The organism is Duffyella gerundensis, assembly GCF_001517405.1.
Lineage (GTDB): Bacteria > Pseudomonadota > Gammaproteobacteria > Enterobacterales > Enterobacteriaceae > Duffyella > Duffyella gerundensis.
In genome coordinates, this window is the sequence record NZ_LN907827.1 from 625,200 (window position 1) to 647,004 (window position 21,805).

General features: G+C 56.5%; 22 protein-coding genes. 9 read left to right on the forward strand and 13 right to left on the reverse strand.

Annotated elements, in window-relative coordinates; genetic code table 11:
- The first annotated feature begins 20 nt into the window (after nucleotides 1-20).
- On the forward strand, nucleotides 21-461 hold the full coding sequence (locus EM595_RS02835) for a fimbrial protein (protein WP_067427677.1): 441 nt from the start codon (nucleotides 21-23) through the stop codon (nucleotides 459-461).
- Nucleotides 462-1,493 carry a fimbrial protein gene (locus EM595_RS02840; protein WP_082691643.1) on the forward strand — a complete coding sequence of 344 codons (1,032 nt, stop codon included), beginning with the start codon at nucleotides 462-464 and terminating at the stop codon, nucleotides 1,491-1,493.
- On the opposite strand, the gene EM595_RS02845 is transcribed toward EM595_RS02840, so the two are convergent.
- The 5 genes from EM595_RS02845 to EM595_RS02865 all read right to left on the reverse strand — a co-directional run bounded on the left by EM595_RS02845 (nucleotide 1,487) and on the right by EM595_RS02865 (nucleotide 6,395).
- Entirely contained in the window at nucleotides 1,487-2,149 is a 663-nt protein-coding gene (locus EM595_RS02845; protein WP_067427679.1) for a DedA family protein, read from the reverse strand. The genes EM595_RS02840 and EM595_RS02845 overlap by 7 nt on opposite strands.
- A gap of 100 nt (nucleotides 2,150-2,249) precedes the next feature.
- Nucleotides 2,250-3,443, reverse strand: coding sequence for a cystathionine beta-lyase (gene metC, locus EM595_RS02850; RefSeq protein ID WP_067427680.1), 1,194 nt, complete (start codon nucleotides 3,441-3,443; stop codon nucleotides 2,250-2,252).
- A 133-nt stretch (nucleotides 3,444-3,576) separates the two neighbouring features.
- Nucleotides 3,577-4,863 carry a TRAP transporter large permease gene (locus EM595_RS02855; RefSeq protein WP_067427681.1) on the reverse strand — a complete coding sequence of 429 codons (1,287 nt, stop codon included), beginning with the start codon at nucleotides 4,861-4,863 and terminating at the stop codon, nucleotides 3,577-3,579.
- Between the two features lie 14 nt (nucleotides 4,864-4,877).
- Complete coding sequence (locus tag EM595_RS02860; RefSeq protein ID WP_067427683.1) at nucleotides 4,878-5,384, reverse strand: TRAP transporter small permease; 507 nt, start codon at nucleotides 5,382-5,384, stop codon at nucleotides 4,878-4,880.
- 45 nt (nucleotides 5,385-5,429) lie between these two features.
- Nucleotides 5,430-6,395: a TRAP transporter substrate-binding protein gene (locus tag EM595_RS02865; RefSeq protein ID WP_067427685.1), complete on the reverse strand. Its 966-nt coding sequence runs from the start codon at nucleotides 6,393-6,395 to the stop codon at nucleotides 5,430-5,432.
- Between the two features lie 350 nt (nucleotides 6,396-6,745).
- Here EM595_RS02865 and exbB point away from each other — a divergent pair, with 350 nt between their 5' ends.
- The gene (gene exbB / locus EM595_RS02870; RefSeq protein WP_071852476.1) at nucleotides 6,746-7,462 is read left to right on the forward strand and encodes a tol-pal system-associated acyl-CoA thioesterase; all 717 of its coding nucleotides are present in this window, start codon (nucleotides 6,746-6,748) and stop codon (nucleotides 7,460-7,462) included.
- Nucleotides 7,463-7,467: 5 nt separating this feature from the next.
- Nucleotides 7,468-7,893 carry a TonB system transport protein ExbD gene (exbD, locus tag EM595_RS02875; protein ID WP_067427691.1) on the forward strand — a complete coding sequence of 142 codons (426 nt, stop codon included), beginning with the start codon at nucleotides 7,468-7,470 and terminating at the stop codon, nucleotides 7,891-7,893.
- Nucleotides 7,894-7,945: 52 nt separating this feature from the next.
- Here the strand turns inward: exbD and ridA are convergent, their stop codons facing one another.
- The 4 genes from ridA to argF form a co-directional block, all read right to left on the reverse strand.
- On the reverse strand, nucleotides 7,946-8,332 hold the full coding sequence (gene ridA, locus EM595_RS02880) for a 2-iminobutanoate/2-iminopropanoate deaminase (RefSeq protein ID WP_067427693.1): 387 nt from the start codon (nucleotides 8,330-8,332) through the stop codon (nucleotides 7,946-7,948).
- 81 nt (nucleotides 8,333-8,413) lie between these two features.
- On the reverse strand, nucleotides 8,414-8,878 hold the full coding sequence (gene pyrI / locus EM595_RS02885) for an aspartate carbamoyltransferase regulatory subunit (protein WP_067427695.1): 465 nt from the start codon (nucleotides 8,876-8,878) through the stop codon (nucleotides 8,414-8,416).
- A 12-nt stretch (nucleotides 8,879-8,890) separates the two neighbouring features.
- Nucleotides 8,891-9,826, reverse strand: coding sequence for an aspartate carbamoyltransferase (pyrB, locus tag EM595_RS02890; RefSeq protein ID WP_067427697.1), 936 nt, complete (start codon nucleotides 9,824-9,826; stop codon nucleotides 8,891-8,893).
- 235 nt (nucleotides 9,827-10,061) lie between these two features.
- Nucleotides 10,062-11,072, reverse strand: coding sequence for an ornithine carbamoyltransferase (argF, locus tag EM595_RS02895; protein WP_067427699.1), 1,011 nt, complete (start codon nucleotides 11,070-11,072; stop codon nucleotides 10,062-10,064).
- 161 nt (nucleotides 11,073-11,233) lie between these two features.
- Here argF and rraB point away from each other — a divergent pair, with 161 nt between their 5' ends.
- The 3 genes from rraB to EM595_RS21340 all read left to right on the forward strand — a co-directional run bounded on the left by rraB (nucleotide 11,234) and on the right by EM595_RS21340 (nucleotide 13,421).
- Nucleotides 11,234-11,653 (forward strand): ribonuclease E inhibitor RraB, encoded by a 420-nt coding sequence (gene rraB / locus EM595_RS02900; RefSeq protein ID WP_067427701.1) that lies wholly within the window; start codon nucleotides 11,234-11,236, stop codon nucleotides 11,651-11,653.
- A gap of 61 nt (nucleotides 11,654-11,714) precedes the next feature.
- The gene (miaE, locus tag EM595_RS02905) at nucleotides 11,715-12,482 is read left to right on the forward strand and encodes a tRNA isopentenyl-2-thiomethyl-A-37 hydroxylase MiaE (protein ID WP_067427703.1); all 768 of its coding nucleotides are present in this window, start codon (nucleotides 11,715-11,717) and stop codon (nucleotides 12,480-12,482) included.
- 738 nt (nucleotides 12,483-13,220) lie between these two features.
- The gene (locus EM595_RS21340) at nucleotides 13,221-13,421 is read left to right on the forward strand and encodes a FliH/SctL family protein (RefSeq protein WP_231938715.1); all 201 of its coding nucleotides are present in this window, start codon (nucleotides 13,221-13,223) and stop codon (nucleotides 13,419-13,421) included.
- Nucleotides 13,422-13,740: 319 nt separating this feature from the next.
- Here EM595_RS21340 and EM595_RS02915 read toward each other — a convergent pair whose 3' ends face one another.
- The 4 genes from EM595_RS02915 to pepA form a co-directional block, all read right to left on the reverse strand.
- Complete coding sequence (locus EM595_RS02915; RefSeq protein WP_067427707.1) at nucleotides 13,741-14,244, reverse strand: GNAT family N-acetyltransferase; 504 nt, start codon at nucleotides 14,242-14,244, stop codon at nucleotides 13,741-13,743.
- Nucleotides 14,245-14,323: 79 nt separating this feature from the next.
- Nucleotides 14,324-17,179: a valine--tRNA ligase gene (locus EM595_RS02920; RefSeq protein ID WP_067427709.1), complete on the reverse strand. Its 2,856-nt coding sequence runs from the start codon at nucleotides 17,177-17,179 to the stop codon at nucleotides 14,324-14,326.
- Between the two features lie 5 nt (nucleotides 17,180-17,184).
- Nucleotides 17,185-17,643 (reverse strand): DNA polymerase III subunit chi, encoded by a 459-nt coding sequence (locus EM595_RS02925; RefSeq protein ID WP_067427711.1) that lies wholly within the window; start codon nucleotides 17,641-17,643, stop codon nucleotides 17,185-17,187.
- A gap of 95 nt (nucleotides 17,644-17,738) precedes the next feature.
- A complete protein-coding gene (gene pepA / locus EM595_RS02930; protein WP_067427713.1) occupies nucleotides 17,739-19,250 on the reverse strand; it encodes a leucyl aminopeptidase in 1,512 nt (503 codons plus the stop codon).
- 267 nt (nucleotides 19,251-19,517) lie between these two features.
- Between pepA and lptF the strand changes: the two genes are divergently transcribed.
- Both lptF and lptG read left to right on the forward strand, forming a co-directional pair.
- On the forward strand, nucleotides 19,518-20,618 hold the full coding sequence (gene lptF / locus EM595_RS02935; RefSeq protein WP_067435101.1) for an LPS export ABC transporter permease LptF: 1,101 nt from the start codon (nucleotides 19,518-19,520) through the stop codon (nucleotides 20,616-20,618).
- On the forward strand, nucleotides 20,618-21,694 hold the full coding sequence (gene lptG / locus EM595_RS02940) for an LPS export ABC transporter permease LptG (protein WP_067427715.1): 1,077 nt from the start codon (nucleotides 20,618-20,620) through the stop codon (nucleotides 21,692-21,694). Before lptF ends, lptG begins: the two co-directional genes overlap by 1 nt.
- Nucleotides 21,695-21,805 lie beyond the last annotated feature (111 nt).

The window sequence follows — 21,805 nt, forward strand, 5'->3', positions numbered from 1 at the left end:
GCCTGCAGGCACACGATGTGATGCTGCAAGTGACCGGTGAAATAGTGAATGAAGCCTGCACGCTAAATTACCGTGAAAAGCCACCTGAGGTAGCGATGGGAGAATGGGAAACCACCCATTTTTCCCTGCCGGGCAGCGCCAGCGATCATCGGCCGTTTACGCTGGTGCTCAGCCAGTGCATCAACGCGATAACCGGCGTGCGCGTCAGCTTCCAGGGTGAAGCCGCTGCGGCCAACCCGCAGTTACTGAAGCTGGATCAGCAGAGCATCAGCGGACTGGCAATTGAGCTCAGTGATGCGAACAGAGAGCCGCTGGCCATTAACCAGCGCGGCATACGTCAGCCGCTGCTGCCCGAGGTTGATAACGTGCTGCACTTTCACGCGCGCTATATCTCTTTAACACCGCCCATTACTGCCGGTGCGGCCAACGCGACGGCGCTGCTTAGCCTGGAGTATGACTGAATGAGATGGAACCCGATCTGGATAATGTTGCTGAGCCTGAAGCTGCACGCCATGAGTGCGGTCGACAACGTTGATGTGGCGCCCGATGTCGATCCGCCGCCCTACAGTTTACCCGCCGATGGCCTGCCGGTTGGCCAGCTGGTGGGTAACGAATGGCAAGGCGATGCGGCAGTCAGCACGCTATTTCAGTGCGAGCCCGCAGAAGGTGAGTGCATCGATCTGATGACCGTCAGGCCTGTCGGCACGCTGGCTACCGGCATTCAATACTATGAGGAGGGGGAGCGTTATGATGTCTATCGCAGTTCGGTAACCGGTATCGGTTACGTGCTGGGTATTCAGGATTTCGAGGACAACCGGTTTAAGCCGGTGAATCAGTTGCAACAGGAATTACAACTGTATCCGTTTCCCGGCAGCAGCCGCCTCAGCGCCACACGCGGCGTACGTGCCCGCATGCGTTTCATTACCACCGGCGAGCAGCTGCAGACTGGCGTGACCGCTACGCTGTCTTTGCCCATTGCACAGATTTCGGCGCGCAATGGTCGCTTCAGTGTTGTTGCGCCGGTGGTGCTGCATAGGATGACGATTCGCATTCAGCCACAAGGGTGCTCGGTGGTCTCCGGTGCCTCAGAGCCGGTGATGCTGGGAAAAGTGTGGGCAGGTTCATTACCGGAGGTGGGCAGCGTTTACGGAAATGGATCCGCCACGATTTCGCTGAGCTGCGACAAAGGCGTGGTGTTACACGCGGTGATGACCGACCAGAGCCAGAAGGGCAATCTCAGCGATATTCTCAACCTGACTCCGGACTCCACGGCGACCGGCGTGGGCATTCAGTTTGTGCGCGATGATGGCAACGTGATTCGTTACGGACCGGACGCCAGCGCTCAGGGCACGCTCAACCAGTGGCGGATAGAACAGGCGCAGTACGATCAGCAGATCCTGACCGTGCCGCTTATGGCGCGCTATATTCGCACCGGGCCGATTACCGCTGGCAGCGCCAACGGCATCGCGTCGATCACCTTTTCCTATCAGTGAGACGCACCGCGGCGCTTTTTCCAGATCAGCAACAGGCTTCCCGCCAGGCCGATAAACAGCAGGGCAACCGGCAGAATAATCAGCACGGTCATCACCTGATCTTCATGGCGTTTGATAAACGGCACCTGGCTGATGCCGTAACCAAACGTCACCACGATGGTGACCCACAGCAGGCCGCTGAGCCAGTTAAAGAACTGGAAGCGGCCATGTTTCAGGCCGGAAATGCCCGCCATGGTAGGCAGCAAGGTGCGGATAAAGGCCAGAAAGCGGCCCACCAGCAGCGCCGTCAGGCCATGGCGGTGAAACATTTGCCAGGCGCGCTGATGATATTGCGCGGGTAAATGCATCAGCCAGCGTTTCACCATTTTTGTATTGCCCAGCCAGCGGCCCTGCAAATAGCTCAACCAGCAGCCGAGGCTGGCCGCCATGGTCAGAATAATCAGCGTAGGGAAGAAGTCCATGACGCCTTTGGCCACCATGGCACCCGCCAGCAGCAGCAGGCTATCGCCCGGCAGAAACGAGGCGGGTAACAGTCCATTCTCCAGAAACAGCGTCAGGAACATGACCCCGTAAACGACCCACACAACATCCGGATTGGCCAGCGCAGCAAAATCCTGATGCCACAACGCCTGCACAATCTCGTGTAAAACACCCATGTTTAATCCCGTTGACAGCGGTTTCGTTTAATTTTAACGAATAATAAGAAGCCAGTCAGGTCGGGTTTCCGCCACGCGAAAACCGCATCCCCCGTGTAGTTTAGACGCTGGTCAGACGATCGAAGCCTGCCGACAGATCGGCGATCAGATCGTCAACGTGTTCCAGGCCAATATGCAGCCGCACCAGCGTGCCGCTGAAATCGATGCCACCGGCCGGTCGGATCGCCGCCAGTTCATCGGGCTGATTGGCGAGGATCAGCGATTCGAAGCCGCCCCATGAATAGGCCATGCTGAAGTGCTGGAAATGGTCGAGATAGTCGGCCATCTGCTGCGGACTCAGCTTTTGATGCAGAATAAAAGAGAACAGGCCGCTGCTGCCGCTGAAGTCGCGCTGCCAGAAAGCGTGGCCTTTGCACTGCGCCAGCGCAGGATGGTTTACCCGCGCCACTTCTGGCCGCGTGGCGAGCCATTCTGCGATTTTGATGCCGCTCTCTTCATGCTGTTGCAGACGTACCGCCAGCGTGCGCAATCCGCGGCTGGCCATATAGGCGGTATCAGCGTCGACCATTTGTCCCATCAGATAGGAGTTCTCGCGCAGGCGATCCCAGCAGCGCGCATTGGCGACCGCGGTGCCGATCATCGCATCGGAGTGGCCGATCAGATATTTGGTGCCTGCCTGAATCGAAATATCGCAGCCGTGATCCAGCGGCCGAAACAGCACGCCCGCCGCCCAGGTATTATCGACGATGATGATCGCTTCCGGCGCTTTGGCGCGCACGGCGGCGACAATGGCCGGAATATCCTGCACTTCCATAGTGATGGACGCGGGGGATTCGAGGAAAACGATGCGCGTAGTGGGCTGGATCAGCGCGGCGATACCACCATCAAGGCAGTGATCGAAAAAGGTGGTGCTGACGTTAAGCTTGCTGAGAATTTTGGTGCAGAAATCCTGCGTTGGCTCGTAGACCGAACCGCACATCAATACGTGATCGCCCGCTTCAACAAAGGCAAGCATCGCATTGGCTACCGCTGCCGCGCCGCAGGAGTAAAGCGCGCAGCCGGCGCCACCTTCCAGCTCGGTCATCGCTTCCTGAAGTGCAAAGTGGGTCAGGGTGCCGCGGCGGCCATAAAAGAGTTCGCCGTGCGCACGGCCTGCGGTGGCGCGCTGTTTGTCCGCCACGGTGTCGAACACCAGCGACGAGGCGCGTTGAATCACGCTGTTCACCGATCCCTGCGTAAATCGCTTTGCCCGCCCGGCGCGGATTAATGTGGTTTCTAACTTCTCTTTGCTCATCTGCGGACGCCCTGCTGATCCCTGTGAAAGGCATAAACTTAGCATGAATCCCGACAGGGCGTTGATAAGGAATTGGCATAATCAGAGTGCTGCCAGCGTGAAGCAGCGGGCGAACCAGGTTCGCCCGCCGGACTCAAATCACACCCATGGCACGCGGTAGCCAGAGCGAAATGGCCGGTATGTAAGTGATTAACAGCAGGACGATGAACAGCACGCAGTAAAACGGCAGCATCGCACGCACCACCTGCTCGATCTTTTGCTTGCTTACCGCACTGGCGACAAACAGCACCGAGCCGACCGGCGGTGTGATCAAACCGATGCCGAGGTTGGTCATCATGATCATGCCAAAATGCACCGGATCGATGCCTAACGCATTGGTAACCGGCAGCAGCACCGGCGTCAGGATCAGAATGATCGGCGCCATATCCATCAGCGTACCGATCACCAGCAGCAGCACGTTAATACACATCAGGATGACATATTTGTTGTCAGAGATGCTGGTAAAGGTATCGGTGATCATCTGCGGCAGCTGCATAAAGGTCATTACCGCACCAAAGCTGGCGGCAAAGGCGATCAGCACCATCACGATGGTCACGGTCTTGATGGTGCGAAACAGCAGGATATGGAGCTGATTCCATTTAAAATCACGATAGATAAACATGGTGACCAGAAACGCCCATAAGCAGGCAATTGCGGCAGATTCCGTGGCGGTAAAGATCCCGGTGAGAATACCGCCAAGAATGATCACAATGGTAAACAGACCCCAGAACGCATCGAGAAAGATTTTCAGCGCCTGTTTAAACGGGATGCGCTCACCTTTTGGGTAACCGCGTTTTCTGGCAAAGCCGATACACATGATCATCAGGCAGAGGCCGAGCAGCAGGCCGGGAAAAATGCCCGCCACAAACAGCGACGAGATACTGACCACGCCGCCGGTCGCCAGCGAGTAGATCACCGAGTTATGGCTGGGTGGTGTCAGCACCGCCTGCACCGATCCGCTGGCGGTCACCGCGGCGGCAAAATCGCGCGGATAGCCTTTGGCTTCCATCTCCGGGATCATCACCGATCCGATCGAGGCGGTGTCGGCAACCGACGATCCTGAGATGGCACCAAAGAAGGTCGAGGCAACGATATTCACCAGCGACAAACCGCCGCGAATAAAGCCGACAAAGATATAGGCGAAATTTACCAGCCGTCGGGCAATGCCGCCCTCGGCCATGATGGCACCGGCGAGAATAAAGAAGGGAATGGTCAGCAGGGAGAATTTGTTTACGCCGTTGGTGATCTGGATCACCACCGCTTCCCACGGCAGGTCAATCCACCAGGCGCCGATAAAGGCGCTGAGGCCCACAGAAAAAGCCACCGGAAACCCCAGCAGCAGCAGCAACGCTAAACTACCAATCAGAATAAGTGCGTCCATTTTCCTGCTCCGCCTTAGTGAGTGCCGCCAAGCATGACAACAGGACGAGCGGTCTGCTCGCCCGCGAATAAACGCTCAATCACAAACAGCAGCGTGATCAGCGTGCCCAGCGGAATCGGCAGATACATTTGCCCGTAGGTCACCGCAGGCAGCGATGCCTGCGCCTGTGACCACATCGCTTCACACAGGCTAAAGCTCGACTGAAACAGCATCACGCAGAACGCCAGCATCAGCAGATCGCAGAGGATGCGCGCCGCGCGTTGCAGCGGGGCAGGCAGGCGATCGGTGAGCATTGACACACAGATATGCGTACCGGCGCGCAGGCCAACCGGGGCGCCAAGAAAGGTAAAAATGATCATACAGACAATGGCCACCGGTTCGGGCCAGGAGAGGGCACCATCCAACACGTAACGGGCAAAAATTCCCACCGGTATCACCGACACCATAATCAGTAAGGCAATACCGGCCACCACCATGCACAGCAGATAAAGCCCGTCCATCAGACGACAATAAGAGGTCATAACTGGGTTCCTGCGAAAAGTGCCGCGAGCGCGGCACGGGGAAAATTATTTAACTTCAGCGATCTGCTTCATCAGATCCTGATAGTTAGCACCAAATTTGTCGCGCACCGGCTGTGTTGCCTTGATGAAGTAATCGCGATCGGTCTGCTGAAAGGTCACGCCGCCCTGTTTCATTTTGGCCAGCGATTCTTCGGTGTATTTCGCCCACAGCACGCGCTCATCTTCCTGCGCCTCTTTGCCGAGCTTTTTCAGCAGCGCCTGATCGTCCGCCGAGAGCTTGTTCCATGCGGTTTTTGAGAACAGGATCATTTCCGGCTGCATAAAGTGGCCGGTCAGGGTGTAATACTTGGTAACCGGCATATAGTTATGCGCCACAAAGGTTGGCGGGTTGTTCTCGGTGCCGTCGACCACGCCGGTTTGCATGGCGCTGAACACTTCGCTGACGCCCATCGCTACCGGATTAGCGCCCATCGCTTTCAGCGTGGCAAGGGAAACGGCGCTGTTCTGCACGCGAATTTTCATGCCCTTGAGGTCTTCAGGTTTGGCGATCGGCTTTTTGGTGATCATGTTGCGTACGCCGGCATCGGTCCAGCCGAGAAATATCATGCGTGCCGCAGGGTCCTTGTCGAATTTATCGGTGATGGTCTTGCCAACGTCACCATCCAACACCTTATGCATATGGTCTTCATCGCGAAAGATATAGGGCAGGGTTAAGACGCTGGTTTCCGGAGCAATGGTGGTAACTGGCGCCAGCGACACGCGAATCATATCGATCGCCCCCAGCTGCACCTGTTGCAGCGCCTGATCTTCATCACCCAGCACGCCTCCCGCGTAAACCTTCATCTCCAGGCGGCCATCGGTGGCCTTTTTCAATTTTTCGCCCATATTTTGCAGCGCGACCACCGTCGGATAACCGGCAGGTTGAACTTCCGCGATTTTTAATACTTTGGCTGAGGCCATACCGCTAAAGGCAGCGGTCAGCGACACGGCAAGCAGTAACTTTTTCAGCATTATTTTTTATCTCCAGCGAAGAGGTATGCCGCTTTAGGGAAGGAAGTGAGGCGCAAGCAGGGACAGCGGCTGAATCACTATAGAGAAAAGTCTGCTGCTGCAAATGGGCGGCTGTTAGATTGAATGAAATACATCACAAAATTAAAACAACGTTTTAATAAAATTCAACAGGCCATCACATTTATGGAACCAGCCGGTTTCGTCAGGCAGAAAGGCGCGCGAAAAATCAGCGAAAAATGTAAATAGTAATGAGAACTACTATCAATTCGCCGCTTTTTTGGTATGATCCGCCCCTGACGTAAAACAGCCATAAATGATGTTGGAGATACAGCGTGGTAACCAGTGATTTGATGCAAACGGATCTCTCCGTTTGGGGCATGTATGAACATGCAGACATCGTGGTAAAAGCGGTGATGATTGGGCTGCTGTTGGCCTCGGTTGCCACATGGGCGATCTTCTTCAGTAAATATGCCGAGCTGAGCGGCGCCCGTCGCCGCCTGAAGCGTGAACATCAGGCGCTGACCGAAGTGCGATCGCTGAATGAAGCCGCGCAGATTGCCGGTGCATTCAAAGCGCAAAGCGCCAGCCTGCAGCTGATCAAAGACGCGCAGAACGAGCTGGAGCTCTCTGCGGGCAGCGAAGACAATGACGGCATTAAAGATCGTACCGGCTTTCGCCTTGAGCGCCGCGTTGCCGCCTTCAGCCGTCATGCTGGTCGTGGCAACGGTTTCCTCGCCACCGTCGGTTCCGTGGCGCCATTTATCGGCCTGTTCGGTACCGTATGGGGCATCATGAACAGCTTCATCGGCATCGCCAAAACGCAAACCACTAACCTGGCCGTTGTGGCGCCGGGTATCGCCGAAGCGCTGCTGGCTACCGCCGTCGGCCTGGTTGCGGCGATCCCTGCGGTGGTGATCTACAACGTATTTGCGCGCATGATTGCCAATTACAAAGCGTCGCTGGGCGATGTTGCCGCGCAGGTGCTGCTGTTGCAGAGCCGCGATCTCGATCTGGCTAACAGCGGCGTTGGCCGTCCGACGACCACGCAGAAATTACGCTTAGGATAATTATCATGGGCATGCGATTAAACGACGGTGTCGAAACAGACGGTGAAATGCATGAGATCAACGTCACGCCGTTTATCGACGTGATGCTGGTGCTGCTGATTATCTTCATGGTGGCAGCACCGCTGGCCACGGTTGACGTACGCGTTAATCTGCCAGCCTCCACCAGTTCACCGCAGCCGCGCCCGGAAAAACCGGTTTATCTCTCGATCAAAGCGGATAAGCAGCTCTATATCGGCAATGAAGCGGTGACCGAAGCCAATCTGGTCAACGTGCTCAGCGCTCAGACGCAGGGCAACAAAGAGACCACCATTTTCTTCCAGGCGGATAAGAGCGTTGATTATGAAACGCTGATGGGCGTGATGGACGCCTTACGTCAGGCGGGCTATCTCAAGATTGGTCTGATGGGCATGGAAAGCGTCGCGAAAAAATAACCGATGCCCGTCCCGCTCAGCTGCGCAAGGCGGCGAGCGGGCGGGCGTTTATTTAACGACGTAACGCAATCGCTTCAATTTCAATTTTCACATCTTTTGGCAGCCGCGCCACTTCCACACAGGAACGGGCCGGAAAACTCGCCTGATGCTCGCTGAAAAACGCTTCATAGGTAGCGTTCACCGTAGCAAAATCGTTGAGATCCTTAACGAATACGGTGGTTTTCACGATGTCACCCACCTTCAGTCCGGCTGCTTCCACAATCGCCTGCACGTTCTCCAGCGACTGACGCGTTTGCGCAGCGATATCACTGGCCACGTTGCCGGTTTTTGGGTCGACCGGAATCTGGCCGGAGGTGATGATCATGCTGCCTAAATCCACGCCCTGTACATAAGGCCCGATGGCGGCTGGTGCGTTGTCGGTACTGATTTCACGAGACATATTTTCTCCTTGAAGACGTTGACGCAACGGCATCCGTTACGCGCTGACATAGCGGCACCATTATAAGTGCCGCCTCAGGGTTTACCAGTTTGCCAGCACCACATGATGGGCAAACTCTTTCTCGCAGTATTTGCACTTCAGCTGCACCGCATCCTGGCGTTTACGCACCGCAAAGCTCGAGCAGACTGGCTCGTTGCGGCTGATGCAGTTGCTGTTAGGGCAGGTCAGCACCCGCTCAATGCGATCCGGCAGCGTGGGCGAGATTTTGCCGACCACTTCATATTCGTCGATGCGGTTGACGGTGGCGTGCGGCGCGTAGACGGCCAGCTGGTTGATCTGATCGTCGGTGAGAAAGGTGTTTTCAATTTTGATCAGATCTTTGCGGCCCATCTCGCCGGAAGGCAGATTCAAGCCGATGGTGATGCGTTGGTCCGTTTCGGTCAGGCGAAACAGGCTCAGCAGCTTAAAGCCAATCTGTGCGGGAATGTGGTCAATCACCGTGCCGCGTTTAATCGCTTCAACCTGTAGTTTATTATCCTGTGTCATCGGGTTTTCTCCTTACAGATCCAGTTCGCTGTTCATCACCAGCGCCAGCAATGCCTGGCGTGCGTAGATACCGTTGCCCGCCTGCTGGAAATACCAGGCGTAAGGCGTCTTATCCACATCGGTGGTGATCTCATCAATGCGCGGCAGCGGATGCAGCACCTTCATATTGTCACCGGCGCCGGCCAGGTCGGCAGCGCGCAGGATGAACTGCGCTTTAACGTTGGCGTATTCCGAAGGGTCAAGACGCTCTTTTTGCACGCGGGTCATATAGAGAATGTCGAGCTGCGGGATCACCTCTTCAATGCTGTCGTGGCGGCTCCAGACAATGCCTTGTTCATCCAGCATATCGGTGATGTAACCCGGCATCGCCAGCGCATCCGGCGCGATAAAGTAGAAGCGATTGCCGTCGAATTTGGCCAGGGCCTGCGTCAGTGAATGCACGGTGCGGCCATATTTCAGATCGCCTACCATCGCCACGCTGAGGTTGCTGAGGCGGCTCTGCGTCTCCTGAATGGTGAACAGGTCGAGCAGCGTTTGCGTCGGATGCTGATTAGCCCCGTCACCGGCATTGAGGATCGGAATGCCGCCGGAGAACTCAGTGGCCAGACGGGCGGCGCCTTCCTGCGGATGACGCATCACGATGGCATCCACATAAGTGCTGATCACCGAAATGGTATCGGCAAGGGTTTCCCCTTTCTTGCCCAGCGACGTATTGCTGCCGTCGGCAAAGCCCACGACCGACGCGCCAAGGCGATGCATCGCCGTTTCAAACGACAGGCGCGTACGCGTCGACGCCTCAAAGAAGCAGCTGGCGATCACCTGATGCTTCAGCAGTTCAGGCTGTGGATGGGCTTTCAGCATGGCGGCGGTATGCAGCACCAGCTCAAGTTCCTGTCGGTTCAAATCGTTAATGGAAATGATGTGCTTGCGATATAGCGGATTGGCCATCTGTCATTCTCCTCTGCGCGTGCCGGATAATGGACAAAAAAAAGCCCCTGCAATGAGGGGCTTTCTTAAGATCGAAAATAGAATGGAAGGCGCGCCTGCAATCAGGCGTGATTGAGCGATGATAAAAGCGTGACGCTGAGTCATACATCCTCCCGGCAAAGTGTCGGGCATTATACGGAAACTGTGCCGGGCAGCAAGTGAAAAACGGCAGCGCGTAATCGTTTGCCCGCCTTGTTCAGGGCGCTTTGCTCAGGGTCGCTACCATGACCGCCTTAATGGTATGCAGACGGTTCTCAGCCTGATCAAAAACGATGCTGTGCGGCGATTCAAACACCTCGTTGGTCACTTCCATGCCGCCGTGCAGCCCATACTCTTCTGCCATCTGCTGGCCGAGCGTGGTTTGGTCATCATGAAAAGCGGGCAGGCAGTGCAGAAACTTTACCTCGGGATTGCCGGTCAGTTCCAGCATGGCGCGGTTGACCTGATAATCACGCAGTAGCGCGATGCGCTCGGCCCACACCGCCTTGGGTTCGCCCATGGAAACCCAGACGTCGGTATAGATAAAATCCGCGCCCTGTACGCCTTCAGCGATCGCTTCGGTCAGGGTGATTTTACCGCCGGTCTGCTGAGCCGCTTCGCGGCAGCTTTCCACCAGTGCCTCATCGGGCCAGCACGCTTTTGGTGCCACCAGCCGCAGATCGAGGCCAACCAGCGCCGCGGCTTCGAGCATGCTGTTGCCCATGTTATTGCGCGCATCGCCAACGTAGACAAAAGTCATCTCATTCAGCTTTTTCGTCGGCAGATGCTCCTGCATGGTCAGCAGATCGGCCAGCAATTGCGTAGGATGAAACTCATTGGTCAGCCCATTCCACACCGGCACACCGGCATGCTGTGCCAGCGTCTCGACAATCTGCTGGCCATGGCCGCGATACTGAATGCCGTCATAGATACGGCCTAACACGCGTGCGGTATCTTTGATCGACTCTTTATGGCCTATCTGGCTGCCGCTCGGACCCAAATAAGTGACATTGGCGCCCTGATCGTAAGCGGCAACTTCGAAAGAGCACCGGGTGCGGGTCGAGTCTTTTTCGAAGATGAGCGCAATGTTTTTTCCGGTCAGCCGCGGTGTTTCATTGCCCTTTTTTTTCGCGCTTTTTAATTCAGCCGCCAGCGTCAGCATGCTGTCTATTTCCGCCGGGGTGAAATCCAGTAAACGCAGGAAAGAACGGTGATAAAGCGAGGTCATGTGGTGCTCCATAAGGCGATGCAAAATGAATTAAAATTCAATTTAACCGTCTGAATATGCATTTTCAACCCTGAGGTAAAGAAACTTTCGCTTTTGTGTAGTGGCGCGTCGGCGTGTGTGGGAAAATAATCAAGACTCTGCCAATTAATGGGGAATAAATCATGGCATATGAAGAATTACTGGAAGAACAGCGCGAAGAGACGCGGCTGATCATTGAAGAGCTGCTGGACGATGGAAGCGATCCGGAAGCGCTCTACACCATTGAGCATCATCTCTCCTGCAACAACTTCGACTCGCTGGAAAAAGTGGCGGTAGACGCGTTCAAGCTGGGCTATGAAGTCAGCGAGCCGGAAGAGCTGGAGCTGGAAGATGGCAGCAAGGTGATGTGCGTGGATATTCTGAGTGAAGGTGCGCTGAATGCGGATCTGATCGACGTGCAGGTTGAGCAGCTGGTGAATCTGGCAGGCAAGTACAATGTCGATTACGACGGCTGGGGCACCTATTTTGAAGATCCTGACGCCGAAGATGAAGACGAAGAAGGCGACATGATCGACGATGACGATACCGGTATTCGTCACTGATTCTTCTGTATTAACCCGGCTTGCTGGCCGGGTTTCCTTTCGCTGATAACGCCAGAAAAACATGAACTACGCTGCACTGCTCGAACCCGTCCACCATTTTTTGACCTGCCGCACCTCTCAGGCGTGGATTGATGAGGCCCGCAAGCCGGAAAATCTGACGCTGCTGCTCACCGATCATATGGTATGCGAACTCAAGGCGGCGCAAACCGCGGCCTGGCTGATTCGTAAATACGTTGCCGACCAGCCCAGCGGCGATCTGATCCTCGCGTGGCTCAAGCCGTATGAAAACTTCATTTTTCGCGAACATCACGACACCGACTTTCTCAACGCCCATCGCGGCCTGACGCGCAGCATTATCGTGCGTAACGAACTGCCGTGGGCTGACGATCTGGTTGAAAAGATGGTGCTGCTGATCAAAGAGGAGCTGCACCATTTTTATCAGGTGTGGGAGATCATGCAGGCGCGCGGCATCGTCTATAAAAAAATCACCGCCAGCCGCTATGCCAAAGGGCTGCTGCGCGAAGTCACCACTCACGAACCGGATACGCTGGTGGATAAGCTGATCTGCGGCGCCTACATTGAAGCGCGCTCCTGCGAACGTTTTGCCAGCCTGGCGCCGTTTCTGGATGAGGAGCTGCAGAAGTTTTACCTGTCGCTGCTGCGCTCCGAGGCGCGTCACTATCAGGATTATCTTGCGCTGGCCGCGCAGATTTCACCGGTGGACATCGCGCCGCGAGTAAAAGCCATCGGCGAGGCAGAAGGGCGGCTGATCGCCGAGCCCGACAGCGAATTACGGTTTCATAGTGGGATGCCGGCGGGGCGAGAGTAGCCTTGGCAGGCGGCTGTTAAGGTCAAAATCTTTTAGGTCAACGTCAACGTCAAAAGCCGTTTCGTACAGGCTAAAGCCTGCCCGAGCAGGGCCGGCTTTAGCCCCGGCCCTGCACCCGCGCTATCCGGCAAACACAACCGCCCGCTGCGCGGGTGCCCTCAGCAAAAGCCTTTTCCTGACGGACCCGGCGCGATTCGCTCCTGCTCAGCGCGCCCTCTCGCCGCATCCCTGCGGCTCGTCCTGGAAAACGCTTTTCCCTCGGCGGCGGTGATGCCTCTAAAGGTCGAAACCCAGGTCAAGGTCAAAGGCGATTTCGTTCTGCCTGAAGGCAGCCCGAGCAGGGCCGGCAGTCGCCCCGGCCCTGCTCCCGCGCTATCCGGCAAACACAACCGCCCGCTGCGCGGGTGCCCTCAGCAAAAGCCTTTTCCTGACGGACCCGGCGCGATTCGCTCCTGCTCAACGCGCCTTCTCACCGCATCCCTGCGGCTCATTCTGGAAAACGCTTTCGCCTCGGCGTTTGTGATGCCTCCTCAAGGTCAAAACCCAAGTCAAAACCGAAAAGATAAAAGATGAAATCCTAAATAAAACTTCAAATTCTAAATAAAACCCAAAACCCAAAACCCAAAACCCAAAACCCAAAACCCAAAACCCAAAGCCTGAATTCCAACAAAGTGAAAATCGAAGTGCCTTTGCCTTTGCCTTTGCCTTTGCCTTTGCCTTAGATTTTTGGGTTTTGACGTGGGTTTTGACGTGGGTTTTGACGTGGGTTTTGACGTGGGTTTTGACGTGGGTTTTGACGTGGGTTTTGACGTGGGTTTTGACGTGGGTTTTGACGTGGGTTTTGACGTGGGTTTTGACGTGGGTTTTGACGTGGGTTTTGACTTGGGTTTTGACTTGGGTTTTGACCTTGAGGAGGCATCACCACCGCTGAGGAGATGAACATTTTAGGATGGCCCGCCATGGATGGCGGGACAAGGGAGCGCTGAGCAGGAGCGAATCGCGAACGGTCCGTGAAGAAATGTGAATCGACGAAGGTACCCGCCTGCGGCGGGCGGTTGTGTTTGCCGGATAGCCGGGGTGCAGGGGCGGGGCGCATGCCGCCCCTGCTCGGGCGGCCCGAAGGGCAGAACGAAATGGCCGTTGACCTGGCCCTTTAAGCGGACTGCCTTCAGGCAGAACGAAACGGCCGTTGACCTGGACGTTGACCTGGCCTTTAAGAAGCCCGCCTGCGCCAGGGCAAGCCAGGGCAAGCCACCCCTCACAATGCCTTCAGCATCCTCACTTCACAATCAACATGCCCGGTGCAGCCCAGCGGCTCCGTAATATGCTCAAAGCCCAGCTGCTCGTACAGGGCAATCGCGCGCGTCAGGCTGGCGGTGGTTTCGAGGTAACAGCGGCGGAAACCGCGGTCCCGGGCGAAATCCAGCGCCTGAAGGGCCAGACGGCGTGCGAGCCCAAGACCGCGCAGCTGCGGCAGGAAATACATCTTTTGCAGCTCGCAAATATCGGGTGCGCTGCACAGCAGGGGCGCTATGCCGCCGCCGCCGACAACCTCGCCATCCATCTCCACCACCCAATAGGCGCTGTGGGCTTCGCTGTAAAGCTCAAACAGCCGGTCAAGATTGGGATCGGCGACGGTGTAGCCTTTATCGGCGGTCAGGCCAAATTCAGCGGAAACGGTGCGAATCACCCGGGCAACAGAAGGATTGTCGCTGGCGACCATCGGGCGCAAATGCAGATTGAGAAGGGGTTCAGCTGTCATCGTGCAGGCTCACTGGCAGAAATAAAAAAGGCCGGGTCACATTGCCCGGCCAGTAAAAATTAACGCGTCATGCCGCAAATTACAATGCGGCAATCACCGCCTGCTGCTCGATCATTTTCGCTTTAGCCTGTTCGAACTCAGCCATGCGCTCACGCTCTTTAGCAACCACCGCTTCCGGGGCGCGTGACACAAATCCTTCGTTCGCCAGCTTGGCTTCGATTTTACCAATCTCTACCTCAAGCTTGCTGACCTCTTTCGCCAGGCGATCCAGCTCGGCGGCTTTATCCACCAGGCCGGCCATCGGAATCAGCAGCTCAGCGCCGTCGATGATTTTGGTCACCGACACCGGGCCTTTGTCATCCGCTGGCAGCAGCGTCAGGCTGTCGAGTCGCGCCAGCTTCTGCAGGAAACTGCGGTTCTCTTCCACGCGACGTTGCGCGTCAGCACTGGCACCGCGCAGCAGCACATCCAGCGGTTTACCCGGTGAAATGTTCATTTCTGCACGGATATTACGTACGGCAACGATCGCCTGCTTCAGCCATTCGGTATCGGCCAGCGCGGCGTTATCAACCTGATCGGCGTGATATTCCGGCATCGGCTGCAGCATGATGGTATCGGCGGTAATGCCTTTGAGCACCTTCACGCGCTGCCAGATGGTCTCGGTGATAAATGGAATGATGGGATGCGCGAGGCGCAGCAAGGCTTCCAGTACCGTTACCAGCGTATGACGCGTGCCGCGCAGTTCAGCGTCGCTGCCGCTGGTCATGACCGGTTTGGTCAGCTCCAGATACCAGTCGCAGAACTGGTTCCAGGTGAACTCATAAAGGATGTTCGCCGCGAGGTCGAAACGGTAGTTATCCAGTGATTCGCGATACGCTTTCACCGTATTGTTGAACTCAGCCAGAATCCAGCGATCGGCCAGCGACAGCACTTTTTCGCCGCCGTTCATGCCGCAATCCTGATCTTCCGTGTTCATCAGCACAAAACGGCTGGCGTTCCACAGCTTGTTACAGAAGTTGCGGTAGCCTTCAAGACGCTTCATATCCCAGTTGATATCGCGGCCGGTAGAAGCCAGCGCCGCCAGCGTGAAGCGCAGAGCGTCGGTGCCGGTTGGCTCAATGCCGTTCGGGAACTGTTTTTCGGTGCGCTTGCGAATTTTATCTGCCAGCTGCGGCTGCATCATGTTGCCGGTGCGTTTTTCCAGCAGCGCCTCCAGCGAAATGCCATCCACCATATCCAGCGGGTCAATCACGTTGCCCTTGGATTTGGACATCTTCTGGCCTTCTTCATCGCGAATCAAACCGGTCATGTAGACGGTTTTGAACGGCACCTGCGGTTTGCCGTCTTCATCTTTGATGAAATGCATGGTCAGCATGATCATGCGTGCAATCCAGAAGAAGATGATGTCGAAGCCGCTGACCAGCACGCTGGTCGGATGGAAGGTGCGCAGCGCCTCGGTGTTTTCTGGCCAGCCCAGCGTGGAGAAAGTCCACAGCCCGGAGGAGAACCAGGTATCCAGCACGTCATCATCCTGACGCAGCGCGATGTCGGCGCCGAGGTTGTTTTCCGCGCGCACTTCCGCTTCGTTACGACCCACAAACACGTTGCCCTGATCGTCATACCAGGCCGGAATGCGGTGGCCCCACCACAGCTGGCGGGAAATACACCAGTCCTGAATATCGCGCATCCAGGAGAAATACATGTTTTCGTACTGCTTCGGCACGAACTGGATGTCGCCGTTTTCCACCGCTTCCACCGCGACTTTCGCCAGCGGCGCAGTGCGCACATACCACTGATCGGTCAGCATCGGTTCAATCACTACGCCGCCGCGATCGCCATAAGGCACGGTTAAATCGTGTGGTTTGACTTCCTGCAGCAGGCCCAGCGCATCCACCGCCGCGACAATCGCTTTACGCGCGGCGAAACGCTCCATCTTCTGGAATTCCGCGGGCAGCGCGTCGGCGTAAACCGTGCTCTCTTCGCCATTGGTATCGCACACCTGCGCGCTTTCGCGGATATCACCGTCCAGCGTCAGAATGTTGATCATCGGCAGCTGATGGCGACGGCCTACTTCGTAGTCGTTGAAATCGTGCGCCGGGGTGATCTTCACGCAGCCGGTGCCTTTTTCCATGTCCGCATGCTCATCGCCCACGATCGGGATGCGGCGGTTGACCAGCGGCAGCATCACCGACTTACCGATCAGATCTTTATAACGCGGATCTTCCGGATTGACCGCCACGCCGGTATCGCCCAGCAGCGTTTCCGGACGAGTAGTCGCGACCACCAGATAATCTTTGCCGTCGGCGGTTTTCGCACCGTCAGCCAGCGGATAGCGGATATGCCACATTGAGCCTTTTGACTCGCGGTTTTCCACTTCGAGGTCAGAAATCGCCGTGCGCAGCTTGGGATCCCAGTTCACAAGGCGCTTGCCACGGTAAATCAGGTTCTCTTTATGCAAACGAACAAACACTTCGTTTACCGCGTGGGACAGCCCGTCGTCCATGGTGAAGCGCTCGCGCTCCCAGTCGACCGAGTTACCCAGACGGCGCATCTGACGGGTAATGGTGCCGCCCGATTCCGCCTTCCACTGCCAGATTTTTTCGATAAAGGCATCACGGCCGTAATCCTGGCGGGTTTTGCCCTCTTCGGCGGCGATTTTACGCTCCACCACCATTTGCGTGGCGATGCCCGCATGGTCGGTGCCCGCCTGCCACAGGGTATTTTTCCCCTGCATGCGCTGATAGCGGATCATCGTGTCCATGATGGTTTGCTGGAAGGCGTGACCCATGTGCAAGCTGCCGGTCACATTCGGCGGCGGGATCATGATGCAGAAGCTTTCCTGGCTGGTATCACCATTGGGTTTAAAGTAGCCCTGCTTTTCCCAGTGCTCGTAAAGCGGCTGTTCGATCTCTTGCGGGTTATATGTCTTTTCCATGTCTGCTATGTCGTTTGCGGCGGGGGTGGCGTCGCCGTATTCAAGTGGAAGCCCACGCTGCGATACGCTTTGTAGCGATCGCGCGCCAGCTGTTTTTGCGATTCTTCGTGAGGAACGAAGTCTATCACTTCATAGAAAGCTGTAGCAAAATCTGCGAAGGTCGGCAGCAGGCTGATCAGCAGGTCGCGCGGCGCGTTGCCGCGGCGCTGCGGCCAGGCCAGCTCAACCGGTGCGCCATATTTTGGCCCTTCGCCTGCCAGGTTATGCGGCACAAAGGCGGTGGAAGGGCGCTGCCAGAGCGCTTCATCCAGACGAATCGCCTGCGCTTCATCTGCACAGGCGATCAGCACACGTTTGCCCGCGCGCCATCGCGCTTCTGCCAGATCGCACACCAGCGTTTCGACGGCGTTCAGGCCATCGATTCCCGTTTCTGTGTCCAGAATGTAGAAGGTCGCGTTTTTCATTAACTACCCGGCTGGCTCATGTTTGACAGAACGGCAGTGCCCTCTGTCGGCAGGAGAAAAAAGTCAGGGCCACACGAGGTTGGCCCTGAGGGTCATTAATCGTCGCCGTTTAATCCGGCGCGGTTTAACAGGAATTGTGACAGCAAGGCGACCGGACGGCCAGTGGCGCCTTTCGCTTTGCCGGAACGCCAGGCGGTGCCAGCGATATCCAGGTGCGCCCAGTTATATTTGCGGGCAAAGCGCGCAAGGAAGCAGGCAGCGGTGATCGCGCCGCCGGGACGGCCGCCAATATTGGCCATGTCGGCAAAGTTTGATTCCAGCTGCTCCTGATACTCATCTGCCATCGGCAAACGCCAGGCGCGATCGCCCGCCTGCTCGGAGGCGCTGATCAGCTCGTGCGCCAGCGGATTGTGGTTGGAGAGCAGCCCGCTGACGTGATGACCCAGCGCAATCACGCAGGCGCCGGTCAGCGTGGCGATATCAATCACCACTTCAGGATCGAAGCGCTCAACGTAGGTCAGCGCATCGCACAACACCAGGCGGCCTTCGGCGTCGGTGTTTAACACCTCAACCGTTTGACCGGACATGGTGGTCAGCACGTCGCCCGGGCGCATTGAACGGCCATCCGGCATGTTTTCACAGCCGACCAGCACGCCAACTACGTTCAGCGGCAGTGCCAGTTCGGCCACCATGCGCATCACGCCATAAACCGATGCCGCGCCGCACATGTCGTACTTCATCTCATCCATGCTGTCGGCGGGCTTGATCGAGATGCCACCAGAGTCAAAGGTCAGGCCTTTACCGACCAGCACGATCGGTCTGGCGTCAGCATCCGGGCTGCCTTTGTATTCCATCACCGACATCAGCGATTCATTCTGTGAGCCTGCGCCCACCGCCAGGTAAGCGTGCATCCCCAGCTCTTTCATCTGCTGCTCGCCAATCACGCGCGTGGTGATGTTTTTGCTGTAGGCATCGGCCAGCTGGCGCGCCTGCGAAGCAAGATAAGCGGGATTACAGATATTTGGCGGCATATTACCAAGGTCTTTCGCCGCCTTCACGCCCGCGGCAACCGCTAAGCCGTGCTGGATAGCGCGTTCGCCGCTGGTCAGTTCACGGCGCGTTGGCACGTTGAACACCAGCTTGCGCAGCGGACGGCGAGGCTCGACTTTATTGCTCTTGAGCTGGTCAAAGTTGTAAAGCGCCTCTTTTGAGGTCTCAACCGCCTGACGCACTTTCCAGTAGGTGTTGCGTCCTTTGACGTGCAGTTCGGTGAGGAAGCAGACCGCTTCCATCGAACCGGTGTCGTTCAGCGTATTGATGGTTTTCTGGATAACCTGCTTATACTGACGTTCATCCAGCTCGCGCTCTTTGCCACAGCCAATCAGCAAAATGCGCTCAGAGAGTATATTGGGCACATGATGCAGCAGCAGCGTCTGACCGACTTTCCCCTCAAGTTCGCCGCGGCGCAGCAGGGCGCTGATATAACCGTCGCTGATTTTATCCAGCTGCTCGGCGATAGGTGACAGACGGCGCGGTTCGAAGACTCCGACAACGATGCAAGCGCTCCGCTGTTTTTCCGGGCTACCGCTTTTTACACTGAACTCCATGCACTCTCCTGAATCTTAAAGACAACGGCGTTTGCTCTCGCTAGAATGTAGCGCTTTCGTAACGCGTTTTAATCGTTGCGTAACGACGTTTAGTAAACGGACGTCAGATTGAGTTTCGGTGACAATTTCTTGTTTTTTGGTCACCCAACACGCTTGTGTCATACAATGTTAGCTATGATGTTGGCCATTGATAAAGCAAAATGGCGCATAAGCGTTGAAACTATCGATTTTCCTGCAAAAAGACAAGTTTTCACAGGCGTACTAAGCGTGATTATCATTAGATATCTGGTTCGGGAAACGCTCAAAAGCCAGCTGGCAATACTCTTCATCCTGTTATTGATCTTCTTTTGTCAGAAGCTCGTCAGGATCTTAGGGGCAGCGGTGGATGGCGACATTCCAACAAATTTAGTTCTGACCTTACTCGGTCTTGGCGTGCCGGAAATGGCACAACTTATCCTGCCACTCAGCCTTTTCTTAGGGATTTTGATGACGCTGGGCCGTTTGTACACCGAAAGTGAAATTACGGTGATGCACGCCTGCGGCCTGGGTAAAGGCGTTCTGGTCAAAGCGGCGATGGTGCTGATGCTGTTCACCTCGGTGGTGGCGGCGATCAACGTTGTCTGGCTTGGACCCTGGTCATCGCGCTATCAAAGTCAGGTGACGCAAAACGCCAAGGCGAACCCCGGCGCTGCGGCGCTGGCGGCAGGGCAGTTCCAGCAGTCCAGCGACGGCAATTCAGTGCTGTTTATCGAAGACGTTAAAGGCAACCAGTTTGGCAACGTCTTCCTGGCGCAGCTACGGCCGAAAGGCAACGCCCGTCCTTCGGTGGTGGTGGCGGACAGCGGCCATATGGAGCAGCGCCGTGACGGCTCGCAGGTGGTGACGCTGGATAAAGGCACCCGCTTTGAGGGTACCGCACTGCTGCGCGATTTCCGTATTACCGATTTCCAAAACTATCAGGCCATTGTGGGCTATCAGCAGGCGACGCTGGATCCGGAAGATGCCGAGCAGGCGAGCTTCAGCGCCCTGATGGCCAGCGACACGCTGCCGTTCCGCAGCGAGCTGCACTGGCGCTTAACGCTGGTCTTCTCGGTGCTGGTGATGGCGCTGATGGTGGTGCCACTCAGCGTGGTGAACCCGCGTCAGGGACGCGTGCTGTCGATGTTGCCGGCCATGTTTCTGTACCTGATTTTCTTCCTGCTGCAGAGTTCGCTGAAGTCGAGTGGCGCGAAAGGTCGTATCGATCCGGCGCTGGGCATGTGGGCGGTAAACATCGCCTATCTGCTGCTGGCGATTCTGCTTAACCTGTGGGACACGGTACCGATGCGGCGTATTCGTAGCCGCTTTAAGCACGGAGGTGCCGTCTGATGTTTGGCGTTCTTGACCGCTATATCGGTAAAACGATTTTCAACACCATCATGATGACGCTGTTCATGCTGGTGTCGCTGTCGGGCATTATCAAATTCGTCGATCAGCTGCGTAAAACCGGGCAGGGCGCTTACACCGCGCTGGATGCCGGTTACTACACGTTGTTAAGCGTTCCAAAAGATATTGAGATTTTCTTCCCGATGGCGGCGCTGTTAGGCGCGCTGTTAGGCCTCGGTACGCTGGCACAGCGTAGCGAACTGGTGGTGATGCAGGCATCAGGGTTTACCCGCCTGCAGATTGCGCTGTCGGTGATGAAAACCGCGATTCCGCTGGTGATCCTGACCATGGCCATCGGTGAATACGTTGCGCCGCAGGGCGAGCAGATGGCGCGCAGTTACCGTGCGCAGCAGTTGCTGGGCGGCTCGCTGATGTCGACGCAAAATGGCCTGTGGGCCAAAGACGGCAACAGCTTTATCTACATTGAGCAGCTGAAAGGCGACAGCGAACTGGATGGCATCAGCATCTACAACTTCACTGACGATCGTCGCCTGAAAAGCGTGCGTTACGCCGCCACCGCAACATGGAACGCGGAACGCAAAGTGTGGGTACTGGCGCAGGTCGATGAATCGGACCTCAACGATCCTAAACAGATTAGCGGCAAGCAAACCCTGAGCGGTGAATGGAAAACCAGCCTGACCCCTGACAAGCTCGGCGTAGTGGCGCTGGACCCTGACGCGCTCTCGATTCGTGGTCTTTACAACTACAGTAAATACCTCAAGCAGAGCGGCCAGGAAGCGGGACGTTATCAGCTGAACATGTGGGGCAAGATCTTCCAGCCGCTCTCTGTGGCGGTGATGATGCTGATGGCGCTCTCTTTCATCTTCGGTCCGCTGCGCAGCGTATCGATGGGAACCCGTGTCGTCACCGGCATCAGCTTCGGTTTTGTCTTCTACGTGCTCGATCAGATATTTGGCCCACTCAGCCTGGTCTACGGCCTGCCACCGATTCTCGGTGCCATCCTGCCCAGCGCCGCGTTCTTCGCCATCAGCGTTTTCATGCTCCTCAAACGCCGTTAAATCACAACGGGCGCCCTCCGGCGCCCGTACTCACTCCCTTCCCCAAACTCAATCTCAACCCACATCGAACGTCATCCTCACAACCCAGCCCTCAAACGCCACCCGCACGTA